Source organism: Bacillus sp. BC08 (assembly GCF_054326875.1).
In genome coordinates this window covers 281,880-297,218 of sequence record NZ_JBTGPA010000034.1, presented here as the reverse complement: position 1 = coordinate 297,218, position 15,339 = coordinate 281,880, and the positions used below count along the sequence as shown (strand labels likewise).

17 protein-coding genes are annotated in these 15,339 nt (G+C 35.2%); 13 read left to right on the top strand and 4 right to left on the bottom strand.

Annotation, left to right across the window (positions count from 1 at the left end; all coding sequences use genetic code 11):
- The first annotated feature begins 180 nt into the window (after positions 1-180).
- The 8 genes from ACXVYO_RS17595 to ACXVYO_RS17560 all read left to right on the top strand — a co-directional run bounded on the left by ACXVYO_RS17595 (position 181) and on the right by ACXVYO_RS17560 (position 4,577).
- Positions 181-444 (top strand): metal-sensitive transcriptional regulator, encoded by a 264-nt coding sequence (locus ACXVYO_RS17595; protein ID WP_000456206.1) that lies wholly within the window; start codon positions 181-183, stop codon positions 442-444.
- An 88-nt stretch (positions 445-532) separates the two neighbouring features.
- Positions 533-1,093 carry a sulfurtransferase TusA family protein gene (locus tag ACXVYO_RS17590; RefSeq protein ID WP_458468021.1) on the top strand — a complete coding sequence of 187 codons (561 nt, stop codon included), beginning with the start codon at positions 533-535 and terminating at the stop codon, positions 1,091-1,093.
- 39 nt (positions 1,094-1,132) lie between these two features.
- On the top strand, positions 1,133-2,263 hold the full coding sequence (locus ACXVYO_RS17585; RefSeq protein WP_458468020.1) for an MBL fold metallo-hydrolase: 1,131 nt from the start codon (positions 1,133-1,135) through the stop codon (positions 2,261-2,263).
- A 32-nt stretch (positions 2,264-2,295) separates the two neighbouring features.
- Positions 2,296-2,526 (top strand): sulfurtransferase TusA family protein, encoded by a 231-nt coding sequence (locus ACXVYO_RS17580; RefSeq protein ID WP_048526303.1) that lies wholly within the window; start codon positions 2,296-2,298, stop codon positions 2,524-2,526.
- Between the two features lie 30 nt (positions 2,527-2,556).
- Positions 2,557-2,916 carry a rhodanese-like domain-containing protein gene (locus tag ACXVYO_RS17575; protein ID WP_458468018.1) on the top strand — a complete coding sequence of 120 codons (360 nt, stop codon included), beginning with the start codon at positions 2,557-2,559 and terminating at the stop codon, positions 2,914-2,916.
- Positions 2,917-2,930: 14 nt separating this feature from the next.
- Positions 2,931-3,227 (top strand): rhodanese-like domain-containing protein, encoded by a 297-nt coding sequence (locus tag ACXVYO_RS17570; protein ID WP_000661816.1) that lies wholly within the window; start codon positions 2,931-2,933, stop codon positions 3,225-3,227.
- Between the two features lie 72 nt (positions 3,228-3,299).
- Positions 3,300-3,779: a DsrE/DsrF/DrsH-like family protein gene (locus ACXVYO_RS17565; RefSeq protein WP_000437728.1), complete on the top strand. Its 480-nt coding sequence runs from the start codon at positions 3,300-3,302 to the stop codon at positions 3,777-3,779.
- 33 nt (positions 3,780-3,812) lie between these two features.
- Positions 3,813-4,577 (top strand): sulfite exporter TauE/SafE family protein, encoded by a 765-nt coding sequence (locus ACXVYO_RS17560; protein WP_458468016.1) that lies wholly within the window; start codon positions 3,813-3,815, stop codon positions 4,575-4,577.
- Between the two features lie 33 nt (positions 4,578-4,610).
- Here ACXVYO_RS17560 and ACXVYO_RS17555 read toward each other — a convergent pair whose 3' ends face one another.
- Together ACXVYO_RS17555 and ACXVYO_RS17550 are read right to left on the bottom strand one after the other, a co-directional pair.
- Positions 4,611-5,051 (bottom strand): hypothetical protein, encoded by a 441-nt coding sequence (locus tag ACXVYO_RS17555; protein WP_000642361.1) that lies wholly within the window; start codon positions 5,049-5,051, stop codon positions 4,611-4,613.
- Between the two features lie 148 nt (positions 5,052-5,199).
- Positions 5,200-6,408, bottom strand: coding sequence for an LCP family protein (locus tag ACXVYO_RS17550; RefSeq protein WP_458468014.1), 1,209 nt, complete (start codon positions 6,406-6,408; stop codon positions 5,200-5,202).
- A 314-nt stretch (positions 6,409-6,722) separates the two neighbouring features.
- Between ACXVYO_RS17550 and ACXVYO_RS17545 the strand changes: the two genes are divergently transcribed.
- Entirely contained in the window at positions 6,723-7,721 is a 999-nt protein-coding gene (locus tag ACXVYO_RS17545; protein WP_458468012.1) for a YhdH/YhfP family quinone oxidoreductase, read from the top strand.
- A 34-nt stretch (positions 7,722-7,755) separates the two neighbouring features.
- Here ACXVYO_RS17545 and ACXVYO_RS17540 read toward each other — a convergent pair whose 3' ends face one another.
- Entirely contained in the window at positions 7,756-9,411 is a 1,656-nt protein-coding gene (locus tag ACXVYO_RS17540; protein ID WP_458468011.1) for a Na/Pi cotransporter family protein, read from the bottom strand.
- A 331-nt stretch (positions 9,412-9,742) separates the two neighbouring features.
- Positions 9,743-10,945 carry an MFS transporter gene (locus ACXVYO_RS17535; protein ID WP_458468009.1) on the bottom strand — a complete coding sequence of 401 codons (1,203 nt, stop codon included), beginning with the start codon at positions 10,943-10,945 and terminating at the stop codon, positions 9,743-9,745.
- Between the two features lie 474 nt (positions 10,946-11,419).
- Between ACXVYO_RS17535 and ACXVYO_RS17530 the strand changes: the two genes are divergently transcribed.
- From ACXVYO_RS17530 to ACXVYO_RS17515, 4 genes are all read left to right on the top strand, one after another.
- The gene (locus tag ACXVYO_RS17530; protein WP_458468007.1) at positions 11,420-12,508 is read left to right on the top strand and encodes a DUF871 domain-containing protein; all 1,089 of its coding nucleotides are present in this window, start codon (positions 11,420-11,422) and stop codon (positions 12,506-12,508) included.
- Positions 12,509-12,584: 76 nt separating this feature from the next.
- Positions 12,585-14,525 (top strand): BglG family transcription antiterminator, encoded by a 1,941-nt coding sequence (locus tag ACXVYO_RS17525; protein WP_458468005.1) that lies wholly within the window; start codon positions 12,585-12,587, stop codon positions 14,523-14,525.
- A 111-nt stretch (positions 14,526-14,636) separates the two neighbouring features.
- A complete protein-coding gene (locus tag ACXVYO_RS17520; RefSeq protein ID WP_458468003.1) occupies positions 14,637-14,957 on the top strand; it encodes a PTS lactose/cellobiose transporter subunit IIA in 321 nt (106 codons plus the stop codon).
- A gap of 1 nt (position 14,958) precedes the next feature.
- Entirely contained in the window at positions 14,959-15,264 is a 306-nt protein-coding gene (locus ACXVYO_RS17515; RefSeq protein ID WP_458468002.1) for a PTS sugar transporter subunit IIB, read from the top strand.
- Positions 15,265-15,339 lie beyond the last annotated feature (75 nt).

Here is a 15,339-nt window from a genome sequence, read left to right as displayed (position 1 = left end):
TTTCATCTTCCACTTTAAAATTTGGTGGAAGATGAAAGCCTATATTGTAAGGTTGCACTTCTTGTTTTGTGAACATATAAGATAAATATTAAAAATAGGGGTTTACAAAATACCCTGCAGGGTATAATATATTGTCATAAGCTATAAATAGTGACATAATGGTAATGAGGTGATTATAGAATGGAATATAATCAAGATATGAAAAATAGATTGAAACGTATTGAAGGGCAAGTTCGTGGTGTACTTCGTATGATGGAAGAAGGAAAAGATTGCCGAGAGGTTATTACACAGTTAACGGCATCTCGTTCTGCACTAGATCGTACAATTGGACTTGTTGTTGGGACAAATTTAGAGCAATGTTTGCGTGAGCAGTTTGAAAGCGGTAATGGTTCAAATGAAGAGTTAATTAAAGAAGCTGTTCAATTACTTGTAAAAAGCCGATAATCTGTCAGACATAATTGTTGACAGATTTTCAAAAACATTTTAATATACCCCTACAGGTATATGTATATAAATTATGGAGGAATCGACTATGAGTATAAAAGTGGATATGAATCTAGATTGTAAAGGTTTGGCTTGTCCGATGCCGATTGTAAAGACGAAGAAGGCGATGGAAGGATTGACGTCAGGGCAAGTGATTGAGGTTCAGGCAACAGATAAAGGGTCTACTGTAGATATACAAAGTTGGGCGAGTAAAGTAGGTCATCAATATATCGGTACGAAACAAGAAGGTGATGTATTGATGCATTACGTTAGAAAAGCAAATGAGCATGAAATGAATGAAATAGTGAAATATCCTCATACAATTACGAATTCGGAATTGGAAGAGATAGTATTAAGTGGTGAAGAGTGTATTGTAGTAGATGTTCGTGAAGCGGCGGAATTCGCTTTTGGTCATATTCCATCGGCTATTTCAGTTCCATTAGGCGAACTTGGTAGTGCGGAATTAGATCAGACGAAGCAAATTTATGTTGTTTGCCGAACTGGTAACCGTAGTGATGTAGCTTGCCATATGTTGAAAGAGAAAGGTTATGCAAATGTGAAAAATGTCATTCCAGGCATGTTAGAGTGGAAAGGGAATGTGGAAAAATAAAATTTTTTTAAATAAAAATATACCTATGGGGGTAATGAGATGAATGTTAAAGCATTACAAGCAAAAGATGTTGCAGAGAAAGTTTTATTCGGAGAGTTGTTTATTTTAGATGTTCGTAATGAAACGGATTATGAAGATTGGAAAATTGAAGGGAGACAAATTTCTTCTATAAATAAACCGTATTTTGATTTGTTAGATGGTGTAAATCATATTGTCAGTGAACTACCTAAAGATAAAGATGTTTTAGTAGTATGTGCAAAAGAAGGGTCTTCTATATTTGTGGCAGAGCAATTAACAGAGGCTGGATTAGAAAATATTTATTATTTATCTGGTGGTATGAAGGCTTGGAGTGAATATGTAAAGCCTATAAAAGTGGGAGATTTAAAAGATGGCGGAAGTATGTATCAGTTTAACCGTCTTGGAAAAGGTTGCTTATCATATATGGTTATTTCAAACGGTGAAGCAGCAGTTATTGATGCGGTAAGAACAGTTGAAGCGTACGAAGAGTTTGCGAAAGAGCATGGCGTTACGATTACGAATGTAATGGATACACATTTACATGCAGACCATATTTCTGGCGGACGTAAGTTAGCGAAAAAAGTAGGTGGTACGTATTGGTTGCCGCCAAAAGATGCAGAGGAAGTTGTGTTCTCATATAAACCGCTTGTTGAAGGATCTGTTATTACGGTGGGGGGTACTAAAATTGAAATTGACGCATTATACTCACCGGGGCATACGATTGGAAGTACGTCATTTATTGTAGATGATTCCTATTTATTATCAGGCGATATTTTATTTGTAGATTCAATTGGGCGTCCAGACCTTGCTGGGAAAGCTGAAGATTGGGTAAGTGATTTACGTACTACTTTGTATAGCCGATATAAAGAATTATCTCAAAACTTAGTTGTGTTACCGGCTCATTATTCAAAAATAAGTGAAATGGACGAGAGTGGTATTGTTAGTGCTAAATTAAAAGATTTGTTTGCGTATAATGCAGGATTAAATATTGAGGATGAGGGAGAGTTTCGTAAAGTTGTCACAGAGAATTTACCACCTCAACCGAATGCATATCAAGAAATTCGTCAAACAAATATGGGGCGATTAAATCCAAGTCAAGACGAAGAGCGTGAAATGGAGATTGGTCCAAACCGTTGTGCAGTTCATGAATAATGAAATAAACAAATAAAAAAATGGAGGAATAGATGATGAATGTAAAACAAGTATTAGATGCGAAAGGTTTAGCATGTCCGATGCCGATTGTAAGAACGAAGAAAGCGATGGATACTTTGCAAACTGGAGAAGTGTTAGAAGTACATGTAACGGATAAAGGATCAGTTAAGGATATTCCAGCGTGGGCAAATAAAGGTGGTCATGACATCGTAAAGCATGAAGAAGAAGCTGATGTGCTGAAATTCTGGATTAAGAAGGCGTAGCATGTTTATAAATGTAGAGAGGTTGGTTATATGAATACAATATTAAGTACGCTTTTCATTGTACTAGCTGCAGCGTTTGTTATTTCACGTTTTTTACCGGTGAAAGGTGTTCAAAATATAAGTGGGAAAGAATTAAAGCGTATAGCAGGAAAAAAGGGAAAACAATTTATCGATGTTCGCACAGTAGGTGAATATAGAGGGAATCATATGAAAGGATTTCAAAATATTCCCCTAAATGAGTTAGCGAGTAAGGCAAATCAGTTAGATAAAAATAAGGAAGTAATTGTTATTTGTCAGAGCGGGATGAGAAGTAAGCAAGCAGCAAAGGTATTAAAGAAATTAGGATTTCAGCAAGTTATTAATGTTTCAGGTGGTATGAATGGTTTGTGAGGAGGAAATTTAAAATGAAAGAAATGACAGTAAAAGAATTGGAAGAAAAATTGTTACGTAAAGAAGCAGTAAATATCGTAGACGTACGTGAAGTAGAAGAAGTAGCCGAAGGGAAAATTCCAGAAGCGTGTAATATTCCACTAGGACTATTGGAGTTTCGTATGCATGAGTTGGATAAAAAGAAAGAGTATATTATCGTTTGTCGTTCTGGCGGAAGAAGTGCACGAGCAGTTCAATTTTTAGAGAGCTACGGTTTTCAAGCAATCAATATGGTAGGTGGTATGTTAGCGTGGGAAGGTAAAGTCGTATAGTACAGAGATAAATGATTTGAGCCTTTTTACAAATAATAATATACCCCTATAGGTAATTGGAGGGAGAACAACATGGAACAACAGAAGAAAACAACAATCGTTTTATTTAGCGGAGATTATGATAAAGCAATGGCTGCTTATATTATTGCAAATGGTGCAGCGGCGTATGATCAAGAGGTAACTATTTTTCATACTTTTTGGGGATTAAATGCTTTAAGGAAAGATGAGCATGTGAAGGTAAAGAAAACTTTCATCGAAAAAGTATTTGGAAAGATGATGCCGCGTGGTGCTGACAAGATGGGATTATCGAAAATGAATTTTGCCGGTATGGGACCAAAGATGATTAAAGGTATTATGAAAAAACATAATGCGATGCCTTTACCAGATTTAATCGATTTGGCGAAAGAACAAGGGATTAAACTTGTCGCTTGTCAAATGACAGTAGATTTATTAGGGTTAAAAGAGGAAGAGATTATGGAAGGGGTAGAGTTTGCAGGAGTAGGAGCTTATTTAGCAGATGCTTCGGATGGGAATGTAAACTTATTCATTTAATTCATCTTCTTTCTAGAAGGGAGGGGATGTAAGATGAGCTTAGTCGTATTACTTTTTATAATTGGATTTATCGGATCGTTTATATCAGGAATGGTTGGAATTGGCGGTGCGATCATTAATTATCCGATGATCTTATACATTCCGGTATTGCTAGGATTTACTGGCTATACGTCACATGAAGTGAGTGGTATTACAGCGGTGCAAGTATTCTTTGCAACTTTTGCAGGGGCATGGGCCTATCGGAAAAGTAATGATATGGATAAAACGCTAGTTGTATATATGGGAGCTAGTATATTAATAGGAAGTTTCATAGGGAGTTTTGGTGCTAACGTATTAGCGGAACATACAGTCAATGTTGTTTATGCAGCGTTAGCAACAATAGCTGCTATTATGATGTTCGTACCGAAACGAAATAATGGTGATGAAGTGAAATATAATAAATGGTTAGCAAGTTTGTTAGCATTTATTGTAGGCGGAGCATCAGGCATTATAGGAGCTGGAGGTTCGTTCCTTTTAGTTCCAATTATGCTAGTTATTTTAAAATTGCCGATACGCACAACAATAGCAACATCTATCGCAATTACGTTTATTTCCTCAGTAGGGATTACGACTGGAAAAGTGATAACTGGGCAAGTAGTTGTAATTCCAGCTCTTATTATTGCGGTTGCAAGTATCATTGCTGCGCCGCTTGGAGCGCGAGTTGGGAAAAAAATCAATCAAAAAGCACTGCAATATATGTTATCGATTTTGATTGTAGGAACTGCTGTTAAGATGTGGATTGATATGTTATCGAAATAAAAGGATGGCGCTGCTTGCAGCCCATCCTTTTACTTATGCCCAAATAACTTTCATTAAGTTTTTATATTCGTCATTTGCTAATTTATATAGCATTCTCGTATGTTCAAAGACAAGTGCTGGATTAAAGTTTGGTTCTGAGAATGCAAGTGATGCTGAAATATCAATTGCATTTTGCTTATTTAATGTGAATTTTGCAAATCGATAAGATGTGTTTAATTCATTGATAACGTGCAAAATATCATTTGTTGATGTTGCATCAGGTACGTGAGCAACATTGAAGCAGTATATATCCACAGTAGGATGTTCGTTTTGGAAAGCAGCGATTAGTTGAATTTTTGCGCCAGCTTCTGTTTCTAATCCTACTGAAAAATGAACAGAACCATCATTTTCATCTATATTTTCTTCCATGTATATATCATTTGATTTTAAGTAGTCTTTAAAATCTGAGATGTTATGTTTTACTGCAGCTTTCATATGTATGGGCCCCCTGATAATTGGAATAGATTGCTACTATTTATTATAATTTAAAAATATTAAAAAAGATAGTTAGAAAGTTCTGATTTTTAACATTGCAGAAATAAAAAGAAGCAGCTCTCTACCTCCATAGAGAACTGCTTCTTTTTTATTCATTGTCGTTAGACGATGTTTCTGTGTCTTCACTGCTATTTTTATTCTTATTTTTCACTTCATTGTTACTTGATTCGCGTTCACTTGAGTTTTCTGACTTAGATTCTTTTGTTTTCTCTGTGCTTGTTTTCTTCGAATCAGAGTCTGTTTTTGTATATGCAGGTAATCCAAGGTGAGTACGAAGTTGGTTTGTAACATTTGCTAGTTCTTTTTTATCTGGATTGTAGTAATATGTTCGACCGCCACCAGCAGATTTGCTGCATGTATCGTCACCTTTTTCCATATAGCAGTCGTCACCTTGAATTTGTAATTTCTCAATTGAAGAATCCGCTCCATACTTATAGAATGAAAGCATATCATCAAATGTTAAGTTTGTAACGAATTGCCCGTTAATATCATCAATGATGTTACCAACTTTTGTTACAGATCCAACGCTTGTTAGTTTCTCTAAAATTGCTTCAATAACGAGTTGTTGACGTTGTCCACGCATTGCATCACTATCAATGTGGCGCGTTCTAGCAAGAGCAAGAGCTTCTTCACTATTTAGCTTTTGAACACCTTTCTTTAGGTGAATTGCATCAGCATTATCATTACTATCTTGTTCAGTAAATTCAACTGGTACATCTACTTCAATACCACCTAAATCGTCGACAATCTTCATAAATGACTTGAAGTTAAACTTTACAAAGTAATCAACAGGAACATTTAGTAATTTTTCAACTGCATCAATACTTGCTTGTGGTCCACCATCTTTTCCATTTTTAGTAGAACCATATGCATGAGCGTGTGTAATTTTATCTTTTTTCTTTTCCACTGGGATATAAGTATATGTATCTCGTGGAATGCTTAATAGTTTTACAGTTTTGCTATCTTTATTAAACGTTGCAAGTAATAGTGCATCCGTTCTTATAGCTTCACCATATTCTTTTCCTCGGACATCGCTTTCATCAACACCCATTACTAAGACAGAGACATTGTTTGTAATAGGTTTTACAGCTTTATCACGTAAATCAGATTTATCACCGCGCGCTAAATCGTGTGCGGCATTTCGAACAGCAGAAGATGCTTTATTTACTAAAAACCAAGTATAACCGCCACCTATTATTAAAAAGAATAGAATAACGCTTATAATAATTTTTGTTTTTTTCTTACTTTTTTTCGGTTTACTGCGTGTATTTTCTTGCAAAGATGGGTTTTGCTCCATTTCCTGTACTCCTTCATTTGGATTGAAATACGACACTCATATCCACTTATTATAATGAAATTTAGCGAAAAAAGACATTACAAATCATTTACATTTCGTAAAAATTCAATTTATTTATAAAAAGTCAGATTTTCTATATTTTACTTTTTAGATGTAGACTAAGTATAAGGTTTTTTAATAGAAATGAAAATATGTATTGTGAGAAAGTGATAGAGAAGTAAGATTTGTTGAAATATAGCCAAGAAGAAATGAGTAGGTTTACTTGTTTCTTCTATATAATAAAGAAGAATTTGACGGATAAAGGAGAGAGCATAATGAATCATACATCATTCCGAGCAATCGTTGTGAACGAAACAGAAAGTAAGCAGTTTGTAAGAAACGTTGTAGAGAGAGAAGTAAGTAGTTTACCTGAGGGAGACGTATTAATACAGGTTCATTATTCCTCATTAAATTATAAAGATGCACTTTCAGCTACTGGTAATAAAGGTGTTACGAGAACATATCCTCATACGCCAGGCATTGATGCAGCAGGGGAAGTTGTGAGTAGTGAAGATGCTACTATTAAGGTCGGAGATCAAGTCATTGTAACGGGATATGATTTAGGGATGAATACTTCTGGTGGTTTCGGAGAATATATTCGTGTGCCAGCATCTTGGGTTATCCCTTTACCAGAGGGAATGTCATTAAAGGAAAGTATGATGTATGGAACAGCAGGTTTTACAGCTGCTCTATCAGTACATAAGCTTATTAGGGCAGGGATAACGCCTAGTATGGGAGATATTTTAGTAACGGGTGCCACAGGCGGCGTAGGGAGTGTAGCTGTTAGTATTTTAAGTAAGTTAGGATTTAACGTAGTAGGAGCGACAGGGAAAATGGAAGAGGAAGAGATGCTACTACGTCTAGGAGCGAAAAAAGTGATGCATCGTACGGAGTTGAATGATGAATCAGGAAGACCGATGTTAAAAGGGATATACGCCGGGGTTATCGATACTGTAGGTGGACATATGCTAGAAACTGCTTTAAAAACGATAAAGTATGGTGGTTGTGTAACGACATGCGGTAATGTGGCAGGCCAGGAATTACAAACAACGGTATATCCGTTTATTTTGCGAGGTATAAGTCTGTTAGGGATAGATTCTGTACAATGCCCAGTGGATGTGAGAAGAGATGTGTGGACGCTCTTAGCAAGTGAATGGGAAAATGAAGAGCTACTATCGTATACAGAAGAATGTACATTAGAAGAGTTAGATGAGAAGTTTACACTTATATTGCAAGGAAAGTTAAAAGGAAGAACGGTTGTAAATATGAAATGAAAAAAGAGACGCTTACATTAGCGTCTCTTTCTTATTATAATGATTGTTTTAAATTGATTTTACCTTGTTCACCTAAAACACCATCAGCAATATTTACAGCGTGATCACCGATACGCTCTAAGTTACTTACCATATCAACGAAGATGATACTTGCATCACCTGAACAGCTACGTTCGTTCAGACGTAATACGTGACGTTTACGAAGAACACGTTCCATTTGGTCAATTTTACGTTCTTTTGCAATAACCGTTTGTGCTAGTTCAGTATCGAAGTTTGTTAAAGCTTCAACTGCGTCTTGTAATGTTGAAATCGTTAATTCAAGCATTTCATTTAGTTCAGCTAGTGCTTCGTCTGATAGTGAAACGCGGTTTGAAATTTGGAAATCTACAAGTTCTACTAGGTTTTCTACATGATCACCAACACGTTCAATATCTCCAACAACACCAGCTAAAACCGAATGTTTTTCAGAGTCTGAAGGTGAAAGTGGCTTTTCTGATAGTAAAACTAAATACTCGGTAATTTTTTTATCTAAATTGTTAATAGCTCCTTCTAATTGAGTAGCCATGTTTTCATGCTTTTTATCTTGTGTATTTAAATATTGATTCGCTTCTTTTAAGCCGTGTAATGAAAATTCAGCCATACGCACAACCTCTTTTTGAGCTTCAGTTAAAGCGATAGCTGGAGATTGCTCAATAAAGATTGGATTTAAATGTTGCGGTTTGAAGTTAATAGATGAATCTTCACCACGAATGATTTTTGTTACGATCCATGCCAATACTGCAATAAATGGGAACTGAATCATTGTATTCGTTACGTTAAATGTTCCGTGTGCAAATGCAATTGTCATTTCTGGATTTAAGTTTAATGACGTTTGGAAATACTGGATTAAACTTGTAAATGGTACTAATAAAATTGTAAAGATAATGGTACCGATAATGTTAAAGATAACGTGAACTAATGCTGCACGTCTTGCTGCAATTGAAGTACCGATTGCTGCTAATACTGCTGTAATTGTTGTACCGATGTTATCACCGAACAATACAGGAAGAGAAGCTTGTAAATCGATTGCACCTTGACCGAATAGTTCTTGTAAAATACCGATTGTTGCGCTTGAGCTTTGTACAATTAAAGTGAACACTGTACCGACAATAATTCCTAAAATTGGATTGTCACTCATGCTAACCATTAACTCTTGGAATGACTCTAAAGAGCGAAGAGGTTTCATACCTGCGCTCATTAATTCTAAACCGAAGAATAACATACCAAAACCGAATACAACTTGACCTACAGAATGTACTTTTTTATTTTTAAAGAAGAATAGTAAAATCGCTCCAACTGCCATAACTGGGAGAGCATATTCTCCGATTTTAATTCCGATAATAAAGGCAGTAACTGTCGTTCCGATGTTCGCACCCATAATAACACCAATTGCTTGTCTTAATGTCATAAATCCGGCACTTACAAGTCCGACTGTTAAAGCGGTTGTTCCTGAACTTGATTGGATTAATACAGTAACTAACATACCTGCTAGTACACCCATAAGTGGGTTTGTTGTAAAGCGATCTAAAATATCGCGAAGACGATCTCCAGCTGCTTGTTGCAGTCCATCGCCCATGTATTTAATCCCAAATAAGAAAATACCTAATCCACCAATGAACTGGAAGATCATATCTTGAACATTATATTCCACGCATTCCACTCCTTAAATTTCATGTACGATGTAATTATTAACTGAACCTTGAGGCACTGTAAACGGTTTGTTAGTAAAATTTACACTAACTTTACAAAGAGATAAAAAGTTTACAATTACTTAAAGAAACAGCTGTATTTTATTGGTTTTCAGCTTATATAAATCTTAATTTTGTAAAGAAATCATACTTTTTAGAATAGTATTTTTCAGTTAAATATCAAGGAAAGCGTCTGCGAGTTCATCGTATATTTTTTGATGAAAGGTAAAAAAATATGTAGGAAAATGCATGTAGTTTTATAACAGCAAAATACGATAAAAAAAGCTACTGAAATTATCCAGCAGCTTTTTCTCTGTTTTTATCTCCATGCTTTTGCTTTCTTATACTTGTGATGTAAATGAACAGGAATGCAATAAGTAATAGAGAGGAATAGCGATATACAGTTGCGTAGTTTGTAAAATGTGCAATGAATCCAAAAATAATTGCGCCAGCGCCAATGCCGAGATCAAATGCTGAGAAGAATGTAGCTGTTGCGACTCCTCGTCGGTGCGGTGCTACTCGGTCAATCATCCATGCTTGTAGTGCAGGTTGAATCGCTCCAAAACCACTTCCGTAGCATGCCGCTGCGATAATTAAACTTGGAATGGTAGTTGTATACGACAATAAAATAATGCCTGTAAACGTAATAATAACTCCTGGAATAATAACGAATGCATGGCCTTTCGTATCATACAATTTTCCAGAAAACGGACGAGTGACAGCGATTGCGAGTGCATTAAATAAGAAGAAGAGGCTTATATCAGCAATGCCGACTTCCGTAGCAAATAATGTAATAAAGCTCCCGATTCCTCCGTACATTAATGTAATACATAATATTAATAATGAAGGAAGTAAAGCTTTGCGCTCAATAAATCCATCGAGAAAGGTACCAGATGTTTGCTGTGGTGGTTGTGGCGATTTTTTGATTTGAAGTAGTTTCGTTAATATTAATGAAATAATTGTACATGAAAGTGCACATAAAAAAAGAATCGTGAAGTTATATGTTTGCATAAGCCAAAGTCCGATAAGTGGACCGAGCGCCATTGCAATCGTTCCAGAAAGGCCGAAATATCCCATACCTTCACCGCGGCGAGCTTGCGGAATTAAATCTGAAACGACAGTTCCATATGTAGTCGTTGTAATACCAAAGCCAGCTCCGTGTAAAATTCGAACGGCAAGCAATAGGAAAACGGTTGAAGCGAAAAGGTAACTGCCCATAGCGAGTAAACAAATTGCAGTACCAATCATTAAAATGATTTTTTTGCTGAACTTTTGCAAGGCATTTCCAGTTAGCGGTCTAACAAAAAGTGCTGCCACGGTAAACATACCGACAACAAATCCGATATTGGAACTTGTGCCGCCAATTTCTTTCACATAAACAGGTAACGTAGGAATTAACATTTGAAACCCTAAAAACATACATAAGTTTGCTAGAATTAGTGCAACAAATTCTTTCGTCCATAACGGTTCTCGTTTTACGAGTATTGCCTCTCCCATATATTCATCTCCTATATAAAATTTTCCCGCTATTTGCGGGCAGTAAAACTCCCACTTCAAAATCCGGCTGGAGCAAAGAAGTTAGGTGGGAGTGGGGCTGCCCGTAAATGCCCGATTGGTTCAACTAATAATCAGTGGGGGGGATGAACACCCCCCTCACTGATTAAAGTTTCACTTTATCTCTTTTCTTTCGAGTATATGTATTGGTCAATGTAACAGTCAAGGAAGGTGCCTTGAAAACGTATAACAATTTTTGCGGTGAAAAAACTGACAAATTTGTGTAAAAGCTACACAACTATGAAAAAAAGATGTAAAGTATAGATGTATAGACTTGTAGTTGTTATGAATGATAGAAATTGGTTTTTCTTTAAAGAAAGCGGATTCAAAAGGTAGTGAATGAGAAGGGGATATATACTTTTTCACTACATATATTTGAAAAGGTTTACAAAACAATGAAGAAAGAGGCGTGTACATATGAGACGATTAGGTATTTCTATTTATCCAGAACATTCAACAGTAGAGAAAGATAAGGAATATTTAACATTAGCAAGTAAATACGGATTTAATCGTGTATTCACATGCTTATTGTCTGTAGATGGAGCAAAAGAGAAAATTATAGAAGAGTTTAAAGAAACGATTTCGCATGCAAATGCATTAGGGTTCCAAGTATTAGTTGATATTAGTCCGTCTGTCTTTACACAATTAGGTATTTCATATAATGATTTATCGTTCTTCCATGATCTGGGAGCGTACGGTATTCGTTTAGATGTCGGTTTCTCTGGTTTAGAAGAATCGATTATGACTTACAATCCATACGGCTTAAAAATTGAAATTAATATGAGTAACGGTACGAAATATGTAGATAACATTATGAGTCATAGACCAAATCGTGAAAATTTAATTGGTTGCCATAATTTTTATCCACATCGTTATTCAGGGTTATCATACGATCATTTCATTAAATGCTCGAAACAATTTAAAGATTACGGTATGAGAACAGCTGCTTTTATTTCATCATTTGATGCAACATACGGACCTTGGCCAGTAACAGAAGGATTATGTACGTTAGAGCAGCATCGTGAATTACCGATGACAACACAGGCAAAGCATTTATTTGCGACAGAATTAATTGATGATGTCATTATTGCGAATGCTTATGCATCAGAAGAAGAATTACAAGCACTAGGTGCATTAAATAAAGAGAAACAAACATTTGATATAGGGTTATATGATACAACAACAGAATTAGAAAAAATTATCGTATTAGAAGAGCCTCATTTTTACCGCGGAGATGTATCTGAATATATGATTCGCTCGACACAAAGTCGTGTGAAATATAAGAAAGAAGAGTTCAAACCGCATAATACACGCGAAATTAAACGCGGTGATCTTTTAATTGATAATGAACAATATGGTCAATATAAAGGTGAATTGCAAATTGCGTTAAAAGATATGATGAACACAGGAAAAACAAATGTAGTTGGCCGAATTGTGGAAGAAGAAATTTTCTTATTAGAGTATTTACAAGCATGGGATAAATTCGGGTTTACATTAAAGAAATAGATTAAATAAAAAAGGAAAAAACTACTGACTTCAGCAGCTTTTTCCTTTTTATATATAAATTGCGAGAGGAAGAGCTATGACAAAAGTGCATCAGCGATTAGTTTCTATTTTAGAGGAGTTTTTAGAAGAGAAATCGATGTTAAATCGAGCTTTTTTAGCGAGCCGTTTACATGTATCAACGAAGACAATTCAAAAAGATATCAAATTATTAAATGATATATTGGAAGAAAACGGAGCGAAAATTGAATCGCAAAGAGGGACTGGATACGAACTAGAAATTATACAAACGAAGAAGTTTGAAGAGTTTTGCGTGAATCTATTTCAAAAACAGACAGAAAAAATCCCAACTTCTTATGAAGAAAGAATAGCGTACATTCTGCAACGTATTTTAACGACTGAGGGATATGTGAAGCTTTCACAGTTAGCAGAGGAGATTTATGTGAGTAAATCGACTGTGAATTTAATTATGAAAGATGTTACAGATATATGTAGTCGCTATCAATTACAAATTGAAAAGAGACCGTATTATGGTATACGTATTGTGGGAGAGGAGTTTCATATTCGTTCTTGTTTATCACAATATGGTTTACCGCGTTATGACCATACTCCGTTTCATGAGCAATTTGAGCAGAGTGATACATATGTATCGTTACCTCATATACCGCTTATCCGTTCGGTTATATTAAAGTATATCGAGGGAGGAACGATATATTTATCAGATATAGAAATTGATAATTTAGTCATTCATATTGCGATTGCGTTAAAGCGTTGTGAAGATCAACATTATATGAAAGTGCTAAATAAACAGCAAGCTGAACTTATCATAAAGAAAGAATATACAATTGCGAAAGAGATTTTAGGGGATTTAGAGCAAGCGTTACATCTTTCATTTCCAGAAGAAGAAGTTTTATATGTGACGATGCACTTATTAAGTACTGCTGTTACAGCGAGAGATCGTTATGAAAATGTGGAAGAATTATTAGGGAAAGATTTATATGCATTCATGCAACATATTCTTTTTAAAGTAGCGGAAGAACGGAATCTTATTTTTTATTATGATGAAGAATTATTATTTGGTTTTGGTGTTCATTTAAAAACGTTATTAAATCGTTTGAAGTATAAGTTAAATACGAGAAATCCTCTTTTGGCAGAAGTGAAAAAGAATTATCCGTATGCTTTTGAAATTGCGGTTCTCGTTGGAGATATAATTGGTGAATATACGGGAGAATCGATTCCGGAAAGTGAAATTGGTTATATTGCGATTCACTTTGGTGGAGCGATGAGCCGTTTACAGGAAGAGAATCAAAAGAAAAGATGTTTATTAGTTTGTGCGACTGGTCAAGGAAGCGCCCAGCTATTGAAATATAAAATTCTATCACAGTTCCGAGATAAATTAGAGATTGTAGGAATTACAGGTTATTATCAATTGAAAGTGGAAGACCTTTATAAAGATAAAATAGATTGTATTATTAGTACGATTCATATACCGAGTGGTTTGCCTGTACCTGTTATAAAAGTGAACTCAATATTTGATGATAAAGAGATTAAATCGATCGGTCAGCAGTTGTTTACGCATGTGAATACTAGTGTGCAACAATATATAAAGGAAGATTTAATCTTTTTAAATCATAGCGCTTCTACGAAAGAAGAGGCTATCCAATTTTTATGTGAGAAAGCTGCTGAGAAAAACTATGTACCAGAACACTTTTATGATTCTGTTATGGAAAGAGAGAATACATCTCCTACAGCAGTTGGAAATTTAGTTGCGATTCCTCATCCGATGCAGTTATTAAGTGAGAAAACATTTTTGATGTTTTGTACACTTGATAAAGCGGTTGACTGGGGAGATAAGAAAGTACAAGTTATTATTTTATTTAGTGTAAAGCGTAATAATAATGAAGATTTACAAAAGCTGTATGATTTTTTATATGATATTATGTCTAGTCAAAATACGATAGAGAAATTAGCTCAGGCTAAAATGATTGAAGATTTTCAAGAGATATTAGTATCGTTATAAGAAAAGTATGTAAAAACTTCCGTTACACAACGGAAGTTTTTTATGTTTAATTGTATGCGTTTTCATAATAAGATAACAATATAGAAAAAAGATAGCTTGGGGGAATTTAAAATGACTGATATGCAAACTCCATTTGCGTTAATTTTACATGGTGGCAATGCGAGAAGCGCGTCACTTGAAGCAATCGCTTTTGCAAGACAAGGAGATTTTGAGAATGCGAGTGAAAAGATGTCACTTGCTAGTGAAGAAATTTCAGCAGCTCATCGCATTCAAACAGACTTAATTCAAGAAGAAGCAAGAGGAAATCATGCAGAAATCAGTTTACTGTTAGTGCATGCACAAGATCATTTAATGAATGCAATTACAGTGAAAGAACTTGCTGAAGAATTTATCACTCTTCATAAACGAGTAGAAGAGAAAGTGACAGTATAAGATGTACATTTTATTATGTTGTGCAGCGGGCATGTCAACGAGTATGGTTGTAAGAAAAATGCAAGAAGAGGCAAAGAAACAAGGGAAGGATTATAAAATTAAAGCAGTTGATTCAGAACTTGTGAAACTGGAGATAAAAAATGCTGATGTAGTTTTAATTGGACCACAGGTGAAGTATTTGTTTCCAGCTGTACAGTTTCTTGCGAGCTCATACGATATACCGGTTGCAATTATAGAGCAACGAGATTATGGCATGTGTGACGGTTTAAAAGTATTGAAACAAGCAGAACAATTAGTTTTAGTATAATTATATTTTTTTAAATATAAACATTATAATGTTATAACTTTATTTCATTCTTTCGTAGTAAAGAGAAAGAGGAGG